Annotated in this window: 4 protein-coding genes; 1 reads left to right on the top strand and 3 read right to left on the bottom strand. The window is 73.7% G+C overall.

The annotated features are described in order from the left end of the window. The first annotated feature begins 179 nt into the window (after positions 1–179). Positions 180–2210 (top strand): iron ABC transporter permease, encoded by a 2031-nt coding sequence (locus JS521_RS30405; protein WP_239488054.1) that lies wholly within the window; start codon positions 180–182, stop codon positions 2208–2210. Between the two features lie 60 nt (positions 2211–2270). Here JS521_RS30405 and JS521_RS30400 read toward each other — a convergent pair whose 3' ends face one another. From JS521_RS30400 to JS521_RS30390, 3 genes are read right to left on the bottom strand one after another with little or no spacing between them, the layout of a single operon-like run. Next, positions 2271–5471, bottom strand: a complete 3201-nt coding sequence (locus tag JS521_RS30400) for an alpha-L-rhamnosidase (RefSeq protein ID WP_205086149.1) — start codon at positions 5469–5471, stop codon at positions 2271–2273. Positions 5472–5516: 45 nt separating this feature from the next. Continuing rightward, positions 5517–6989, bottom strand: a complete 1473-nt coding sequence (locus JS521_RS30395) for a rhamnulokinase (protein WP_205086148.1) — start codon at positions 6987–6989, stop codon at positions 5517–5519. Then, positions 6986–9025, bottom strand: coding sequence for a bifunctional aldolase/short-chain dehydrogenase (locus JS521_RS30390; protein ID WP_205086147.1), 2040 nt, complete (start codon positions 9023–9025; stop codon positions 6986–6988). Before JS521_RS30390 ends, JS521_RS30395 begins: the two co-directional genes overlap by 4 nt. Positions 9026–9060 lie beyond the last annotated feature (35 nt).

The following is a 9060-nucleotide window of genomic DNA, read 5'->3' as shown; positions in this document are numbered from 1 at the left end:
CGCGGGGTTTGATTTTCTCCGGGCCGTGGGGGGGGGGGGGGGCGCGGCCGGGCCCCCCCACCCCCCCCCCCCCCCCCCCCCCCCCGCGGCCCGCGCGGGGGGGGGGGGGCCGCCCCGCGGCCGGTCCGGCCGGGGACGTGTCCCCGGCGGCGGCCGGCCAACCGGCCCGTCGCGGCCGGATGTTCCTTCTCGGACTCGCGGGGCTGCTCGCCCTGGGCGCCCTGGCGCTGACGCACGTGAGCCAGGGCACCGCCGCCGTCGATCTGCACACGCTCTGGCGACTGGCCACCGGGGCCGCGTCCGACCGGACCGCCCACGAGCAGACGGCCGCCGTGGTCCTGGACTCCCGGCTGCCCCGGCTCGCCGCGGGCCTCCTCGTCGGGTGCGCGCTCGGCGCGGCGGGCGCGGCCCTCCAGTCGGTGTCGCGCAACATGCTGGCCTCCCCCGACACGCTCGCCGTGAACGCGGGCGCGTACTTCGCGGTGGTCACGGTTGCCGCGTTCGGCATCTCCCTGCCCGCGCTGCCCGCCGGAGCCACCGCGTTCCTCGGCGGACTCGTCGCCGCGGCCGTCGTGCTCGGCCTCTCCCGGGCGGGGTCCGGGCCCATCCGGCTGGTGCTGGCCGGGTCCGCGCTCACCCTCGCGCTGTCCGGGTTGAGCGGGACGATGCTGCTCCTGCGCTCCCAGCAGACGACCGGGCTGTTCGCCTGGGGCGAGGGTTCGCTCGCGCAGATCGGCATGCAGTCCATCGACCGGCTCACTCCGCTCGCCCTCGTGGCGTTCGCCGGGCTCATGCTGATGGGCCGGCGCCTCGACATCCTCGCCCTCGGCGACGACGGTGCGGCGGTCGTGGGGGTGAGCCCCCGGCTGACGCGCAGCGCCGCGGTGACTCTCGCGGTGCTGCTGGCGGCGGTGTCGGTGGCGGTCGCGGGGCCGGTCGGCTTCGTCGGCCTGTGCGCGCCCGCGGCGGTCCGGCTGCTCAGCACCTGGATCCCGGGCCTGGTCCGGCACCGCGCGTTCCTCCCCGCGTCGGCGCTCGCGGGCGTGCTTGTGGTGCTCGGCGCGGATGTGCTGCTGCGCGCGGTGTTCGGCGCCCAGGCGGGGGCCGAGGTGCCCACCGGCATCGTCACGACCTGCTTCGGCGCGCTCGTCCTGATCGTCCTGGCCTACCGGTCGCGCGACATGGGCACGGACAGCGGCTCGACGGCGTTCGCCAAACTGCGCAGCCGACGCGCGTTCGTCCTCACCCTGGTGGCCACGGTCGTGGGGCTGCTCGGCGCGGTGGTGGTGGCGACACTCTTCGGCGACGCGACGCTGCTCCTGGGCGATGTGGGCAACTGGCTCGCCGGCCGGTCGGGACAGTTCGTCAGTTACGTCCTGGACACGCGGGTTCCCCGGGTCGCCGCCGCCCTGCTGGCCGGTGCGGCGCTGGCGGTCGCGGGCGCCGTCGTCCAGGCGGTGTCGCGCAACCCGCTCGCGGAGCCGGGTGTCCTCGGCGTCGTCAGCGGGGCGGGGGTCGGGGCGGTCGCCGTCCTCACCGTCGTACCGCTGGCGAGCTTCTGGCTGATCGGCGGCTCCGCGCTGGCCGGTGCGACGGCGGCCGCGGCGCTGGTGTTCGGTCTTGCCTCACGCCGTGGCCTGGAGCAGAACCGCCTCGTGCTCATCGGCATGGGGGTCCACGCGGGTGCGGCCGCGTGCGTGAGTCTGCTGATCGTGCTCACCGACCCGTACAACGAGACGAAGGCGCTGGCCTGGCTGGGCGGCTCGACGTACGGGCGGACGTTCCCCGAGCTGATTCCGGTGCTGGTGGGGCTGGTCGTGGCGCTGCCCGTCCTCGTGGTGATGCGCCGCGAACTGGACCTGATCGGGCTGGACAACGAGACGCCGGCCCTGCTCGGTGTGCGGATCGGGGCCACCCGGCTGGGGCTGTTGAGCCTCGCCGTCCTCCTGACGGCGGGCGCCGTGGCGGCGGTCGGCGTGATCGGGTTCGTCGGCCTCGTCGCCCCGCACGCGGCCCGCGCCCTGGTGGGCCGGAGTCATGCGCGGGTCATTCCGGTGAGCGCGCTGCTCGGGGCGCTGCTGGTGGTCGTGTCCGACGTGGTCGGCCGGACGGTCATCGCCCCGGCGCAGATCCCGGTCGGGCTGCTCACGGCCGTGATCGGTGCGCCGTACTTCATCTGGCTGCTCTGGCGGTCCCGGCGGGAGGGCTGAGGAGCGCCGTACCGGCGGTGCGTGACCGCCGGTACGGCGTACCGCCTCGTCCTGGCGTGCTCAGGCCGTGAAGCGGTGGTTCCCCGATCCGACCGCGAAGACCGCGCAGCCGTCCTCCATCCGCAGGAAGCGGGCGCCGGGGTGGGTGACGTCCTCGGCGCGTGCGGCGGGGATCCAGACCTCGGCGGTGGTGTTCACGGGCAGTCCCACGGTCAGCTGGAAACGGCCCTTCTCCGTCTTCCAGTCGGTGGTGACCGGGCCGTGGAGGGAGTCGAAGCGGCCCCGGGCGCGGGTGATGCCGCCGCCGGGGCGGGGCCGCACGGTGACCTTGCGGAAGCCGGGCGCGGCGGGGGCGATGCCCGCGATGTGCGCGTACATCCACTCCCCCACCGAGCCGTACGCGTAGTGGTTGAAGGAGTTCATCCCCGCGTCCTGGAAGCTCCCGTCCGGCTTGATGGAGTCCCAGCGCTCCCACATGGTCGTGGCCCCGCGGTCTATCTGATAGCCCCAGCTCGGGAAGGTCCGCTGGAGCAGCAGGCGGTACGCCACGTCCGTGTGCCCGGTGTCGATGAGGACGGGGAGCAGGCGCGGGGTGCCGAGGAAGCCCGTGGACAGATGCCAGTCCTTCGCCTCGATGAGGGCGACGAGCCGGTCGGCGGCGGTGGCGCGTTCCGCCGTGCTCAGCAGGTCCATCGAGAGCGCGAGGACGTAGGCGGTCTGGGTGTCGCCCTTCACCCGGCCGCCATCGGTGACGTAGGCGGTACGGAAGGCCTCGCGAATCTCGGACAGCAGGGCGGTGTACGGGGCCGGGTCCTTGCCCAGGACGCGGGCGGTGCGGGCCACGAGATCGGCGCTGTGGGCGTAGTAGGCGGTGGCGATCACGTCCTTGGGGGTGTCGTCGGCGATGTTGAGCCAGTCGCCGTATCCGGTGGCGGGCCGCAGCCGTCCGGTGCTGTTCTCCTCCAGATAGTCGAGCCACTTCAGCATCGAGGGCCAGGCCCGCTCCAGCACCTGGGTGTCGCCGTACGCCTGGTAGAGGGCCCAGGGGACGGTGACGCCCGCGTCGCCCCAGCCGGCCGAGCCCGCGCCGAGGCCCTCGACGTGGGGGGCGACATCCGTGAAGGCCCCGTCGGAGGTCTGGTCGTCCTGGAGGTCGCTCAGCCATTTGCCGAGGAAGCGCGCGGACTCCATCGCGTACGCGGCGGTGGGCGCGAACACGTTGATGTCGCCGGTCCAGCCGAGGCGCTCGTCGCGGGCGGGGGTGTCGGTGGGGATGGAGAGGAAGTTGCCGCGCAGTCCCCAGGTGATGTTGCTGTGGAGCTGGTTGAGCATCGGGACGTTCGTCTCGAACTCCATGGTGAGGGGCGCGTCGGTGTGGATCACCCGCCCGACGATCGCGTCGAGCGGCGGCTTGCCCGGGTAGCCGGTCACCTCGACGTAGCGGAAGCCGTGGAAGGTGAAGCGCGGCTCGTACGTCTCCCGGCCGCCGCCCTTGAGGGTGTAGTGGTCGGTCGCGGCGGCGGTACGGAGGTTGGTGGTATAGACGGTGCCGTCCGGGTTCAGCACCTCGGCGTGGCGCAGGCGCACGGTGGTGCCGCCGCGGCCGGTGACGCGCAGGCGGGCGGTGCCGACCATGTTCTGGCCGAGGTCGAAGACGAAGACGCCGGGGCGGGGTTCGGTGATCTTCTTCGCCTTCAGCTCCTGGATGACGCGGCTGGGTCCATCGGGCTCCGCGACCAGTTCGCCGGTGACCTCCTCTTCCGCGGGCACGGCCTTCGCCCAGGCCGCGTCGTCGAAGCCGGTGCGCAGCCAGCCGTCGGTCTCCAGGCGGGCGTCGTAGGTCTCGCCGGTGAGGAGGTCGGCCAGGGTGATGGGGCCGGTGGCGGCCCGCCAGTCGGTGCCGGACAGCACCCGCTCGGTGGTGCCGTCCCGGTAGGTCACCTCCAACTGCCCCAGAAATGCCGGGTGTTCGCCGTACTGATGCGGGCCGAACATGCCGACGTTGCCCGCGTACCACCCTGTCGCCAGCTCGACGCCGAGGGTGTTGGTCCCGGAGCTGAGCAACTCGGTGACGTCGTGCGTCTGGTACTGGATCCGCTTGGCGTAGTCCGTCCAGCCGGGCGCGAGCCGGTCCGTGCCGACGCGCTTGCCGTTGAGGTGGGCCTCGTACAGGCCGAGGGCGGTGGAGTAGAGCCGGGCCCGCTCGACGGGCTTGCGGCGGAGCCGGAATTCGTGGCGCAGTTGGGCGACGGGGGCGTAGGCGGGGGCGACCTTGCCCCAGGGGCCCGATCCCCACGGTACGAGGACCTTGGCGCCGGGCCAGTCGCTGTCGTCGAAGTCCAACGCCTGCCAGTCGCGAGCGGGTTCGGCGTCGGTGGCCTTCCAGTCGGCGCCGGTGGCAATGGTGCGCACGCCGTCGGCGGTCGTCAGCTCCAGGACGCCGAGCAGTCCGGCGGGGCCGGTGACCTCGTTGGTCGCGGCGACGGCGAGGACGTGGCGGCCGGGGGCGAGCCGGTCGGTGACCTCGGTGACCGAGGGACGGCTCCAGGCCCTGGCGACCTCGTCGGGCTCGGCCCGTGCCACCTCCGTGCCGTCGAGGTGGGCGACGTACCCGTCGTCGGCGGTGAGCACGAGGCGGGCCCGGGTCACCCCGTCCGGTACGTCGAACGCTCCCCGGAACCACCGGGTGGCGGCCGGGGCGCTGCTCGCCGGGTCGCCCTCCCGGAACCAGATCCAGGAGGCCTCGTCCAGGGCGGGTGCGCCGACGAGGGAGGCGGGCGCCCCGATCCAGTCGGCGGACCAGTCCGAGGCCTCGGTGAGGCCGGTCTCCCACCAGGCGGGTGCGGACCAGGCGGAGACCTGCCCCCGGTCGTCCCAGACCCGCACGGTCCAGTAGTAGCGGGTGCGGGAGCGCAACTCCGGTCCGCCGTAGATGACTTGTGTCGAATCGGCGGACTCGACCTTGCCGCTGTCCCACACGTCGGGCCGCTCCAGGGCGCGTTCGCTCAGCGCGACACGGATCTGGTAGGCGCTCTGCGTGCGGCCCGGCGCGGTGGCGGTGAGCGGCCAGCCGAGGCGCGGGCGGGCGGCGCCGAGGCCGAGCGGGTTCTTCACGTACTCGGCGGTCGAGCCGCCCACCCGCAGGCCTTTGGCCCCTTTCACGCCGCGTTCCGCGGCCTGGGCGGGTGGGATGGCTCCGGCGATGAGGGTGCTTCCCAGGGCGGTGGCGGTCGTGCTGAGCAGTCGTCGTCGGCTGATCACACTCGGCTCCGATTCGGCGAGGAGAAAAAAGGGGATGGGACAGGGTCAGGAACAAAGAGGGCGCGCGCCTTCGGTGCGGCGCTCCGCCGCCTCCCAGGCCGCCGGGTCACCCGACGGCTCGTAGCGGGTCAAGGGCTGGGTGCGGGCGATGAGTTCGCGGGTGGAGGCCAGGTCGCCGGGCAGCCCGTGGGCGCGCGCCTGGACGAGGACGTTGCCGAGCGCGGCCGCTTCGGCGGGGCCCGCGACCACGGGCAGACCGCAGGCGTCGGCGGTGAGTTGGCAGAGCAGGGCGTTGCGCGCCCCGCCGCCGACGATGTGCACCACGTCGACCGAGCGGTCGGCCAGGCGCTGCGCCTCGCGGATCGCCCGCCGGTGGGCGAGGGCCAGCGAGTCGAGGATGCAGCGCGTGGTCTCCCCCGGTGTACGGGGCACCGGACCGCCGGTGGCCCGGCAGGCGGCCTCGATGCGTTCGGGCATGGCTCCGGGGGCGAGGAACCCGGGTGCGGCTGCGTCTACCACGGACCGCAGGGCGGGCGCGCGGGCGGCCTCGGCGAGCAGGGGTGCGAGGTCGCCCTCCCGGCCCCAGGCGCGCAGGCATTCCTGGAGCAGCCACAGGCCCATGATGTTGCGCAGGAAGCGGATGGTTCCGTCGACGCCCAACTCGTTGGTGAAGTTCGCGGCGCGGCTCGCCTCCGTGGTGACGGGTGCGTCGAGTTCGAGGCCGGCGAGGGACCAGGTCCCGGTGCAGAGGTAGGCGAACCGTTCCCCCCGGCGGGCGGGGACGGCGGCGACGGCGGAGGCGGTGTCGTGGGAACCGACGGCCGTCACCGGTACGGGGCCGGGCAGCCCGGTCTGCTCCCGGACGGCCGGGAGCAGCGCGCCCGCCGGGTCGCCCGGGCGGCGCAGCGGGGGGAAGAGCGCGAGGTCGATACCGAGGCGGCCGGCCAGATCGCGGTTCCAGTCGCCGGTGCGCGGGTCGATGAGCTGAGTGGTGGAGGCGTTGGTGAGCTCGGTGCCCTGCTCCCCCGTGAGCCAGTACGCGATCAGGTCGGGGATCAGCAACAGCCTTTTTGCAGAAAGGAGTTGGGGAGTGTCGCGGGCGGCCACGAGTTGGTAGAGGGTGTTGAACGGGGCGTACTGGATGCCGGTGGCGCGGTAGAGGGTCTCGGGCGGGACCGTGGCCCACACCCGCTCGGGCACCCCCTCGGTGCGGGCGTCCCGGTAGTGGACGGGGTTGCCGAGCAGGGCCCCGCGGGCGTCGAGGAGCCCGTAGTCCACGGCCCAGCTGTCGATGCCGACGGAGTCGACGGGGCCCGCCGCGCGGAGCCCGTCCAGAACGCCCCCGTACAGGCCGAGGATGTCCCAGCGCAGCCCCTCGGAGAGGCGGACGGGCCGGTTGGGGAAGCGGTGGGCCTCGGTGAGGTCGAGGGTGTCGGGGCCGACGCGGCCGGCCATGACCCGGCCGCTGGAAGCGCCGAGGTCGACCGCCGCGAAGGTCTTCGTACCGGCGCCGCTCATCGCAGGAAGGCTCCGGCGACCCCGGCGTCGACCGGGATGTGCAGTCCGGTGGTGTGGGTCAACTCGCCTCCCGTGAGGGCGAAGACGGCGTTGGCGACGTGTTCGGGCAGCACTTCCCGCTTGAGCAGAGTCCGTTGGGCGTAGAACTCGCCGAGCTTCTCCTCCTCGATCCCGTACGTCGCGGCGCGCTGGGCGCCCCAGCCACCGGCGAAGATGCCGGAGCCCCGGACCACGCCATCGGGGTTGACTCCGTTGACCCGGATACCGTCCTCGCCCAGTTCGGCTGCCAGCAGTCGAACTTGGTGGGCCTGGTCGGCCTTGGCGGCGGAGTAGGCGACGTTGTTCGGACCGGCGAAGACGGCGTTCTTCGAGGCGATGTAGACGAGGTCGCCACCGAAGCCCTGGGCGCGCATGACGCGGGCGGCCTCGCGGGCGACGAGGAAGGAACCCCTCGCCATGATGGCGTGCTGGAGGTCCCAGTCGCGGACCGTGGTATCGGCCAGGGGCTTGGAGATCGAGATGCCCGCGTTGTTGACCACCAGGTCGACGCCGCCGAAGGCGAGGGCCGCCGCCGCGAACGCGCCGGCCACCTGCTCCTCGCTGGTGACGTCGACCGTGACGGCCACCGCCCGGTCGGGGCCGCCGAGTTCCTCGGCGACGGCGGCCCCGCTCTTCGCGTCCAGGTCCGCGACGACCACGCAGGCGCCTTCCGCGACGAGGCGGCGGGCGATGGCCCGGCCGATGCCGCTGCCCGCGCCGGTCACCAGGGCGACCCGGGTGGCCAGCGGCTTCGGCTTCGGCATCCGGCGGAGTTTGGCCTCCTCCAGGGCCCAGTATTCGATGCGGAACTTCTCCGCCTCCTCGATCGGCGCGTAGGAGGAGACGGCTTCCGCGCCGCGCATCACGTTGATGGCGTTGAGGTAGAACTCGCCCGCCACGCGCGCGGTCTGCTTGTCCTTGCCGAAGCTGAACATCCCCACCCCGGGGACCAGCACGATCGCCGGGTCGGCGCCCCGCATCGGGGGCGAGCCGGGCTCCGCGTGGCGCGCGTAGTAGGCGGCGTACTCCTCCCGGTAGGCGGCGTGCAGCTCGCCCAACCGCTCGACGGCACGGGCCGGTTCGACGTTCGGCGGCAGGTCGAGGACCAGGGGCCTGACCTTCGTCCGCAGGAAGTGGTCCGGGCAGGAGGTGCCCAGGGCCGCGAGCCTCGGGTGTTCGGTGCGGGCGAGGAAGTCCAGCACCGCCGCGGAGTCGTCGAAGTGCCCCACCTGAGGGCGGTCCCGGGAGGCGAGGGCGCGTACGTACGGGGCGAGGGAGGCGGCCCGCTCACGGCGCCGGGCCTCGGGCAGCGCCTCGTACCCCTCGATCACCGGTCCGAACGGTTCGGACCTGCCCCGCTCGGCCAGGAACGTCTCGGCGGTGCGGATGATGCGGAGCGCGTTGGCCTCGCACTCCTCGGAGGTCGCGCCCCAGGCGGTGATGCCGTGGCCGCCCAGGACGCAGCCGATGGCCTGCGGGTTCGCCTCCTTCACCGCGGCGATGTCCAGGCCGAGTTGGAATCCGGGGCGTCGCCAGGGAACCCAGGCGACGGTGTCGCCGAAGCAGTCGGCGGTCAGCTTCTCCCCGTCGGCGGCGCAGGCCAGCGCGATCCCGGAGTCGGGGTGCAGGTGGTCGACGTGCGGGGCGTCGACGAGGCCGTGCATGGCGGTGTCGATGGAGGGGGCCGCGCCGCCCTTGCCGTGCAGGCAGTAGTCGAACGCGGCGACCATCTCGTCCTCGCGCTCCACCCCCGCGTAGACGCCGCGCAGCGCGCGGAGCCGGTCGAGGCGGAGCACGGCGAGCCCTTCGGCGGTGAGGGTGCCGAGGTCGCCGCCGGAGCCCTTGACCCACATCAGCTCGACGTCGTCGCCGGTGACCGGGTCGGGCGCGGAGCCCTTGGCCGAGGCATTGCCGCCCGCGTAGTTCGTGTTGCGGGGGTCGGAGCCGAGCCGGTGGGAGCGGGCCAGAAGCGCTGCGGCTTCGGGGTGGAGTGCCATGGGGTTCCTCGGGGTCCTTCGCTGAGGGAGGGGCG

It is taken from the genome of Streptomyces durocortorensis (genome assembly GCF_016901035.1).
GTDB lineage: Bacteria > Actinomycetota > Actinomycetes > Streptomycetales > Streptomycetaceae > Streptomyces > Streptomyces durocortorensis.
Note: the sequence above shows the minus strand (reverse complement) of the source record. Positions and strands in the feature narration are given on the sequence as shown.

What these genes read in the sequence shown, in the direction of transcription:
- JS521_RS30405 (WP_239488054.1), top strand. Translation starts at nt 180, where the DNA reads ATGTTCCTTCTCGGACTCGCGGGGCTGCTCGCCCTGGGCGCCCTGGCG.
- JS521_RS30395 (WP_205086148.1), bottom strand. Translation starts at nt 6,989, where the DNA reads ATGAGCGGCGCCGGTACGAAGACCTTCGCGGCGGTCGACCTCGGCGCT.
- JS521_RS30390 (WP_205086147.1), bottom strand. Translation starts at nt 9,025, where the DNA reads ATGGCACTCCACCCCGAAGCCGCAGCGCTTCTGGCCCGCTCCCACCGG.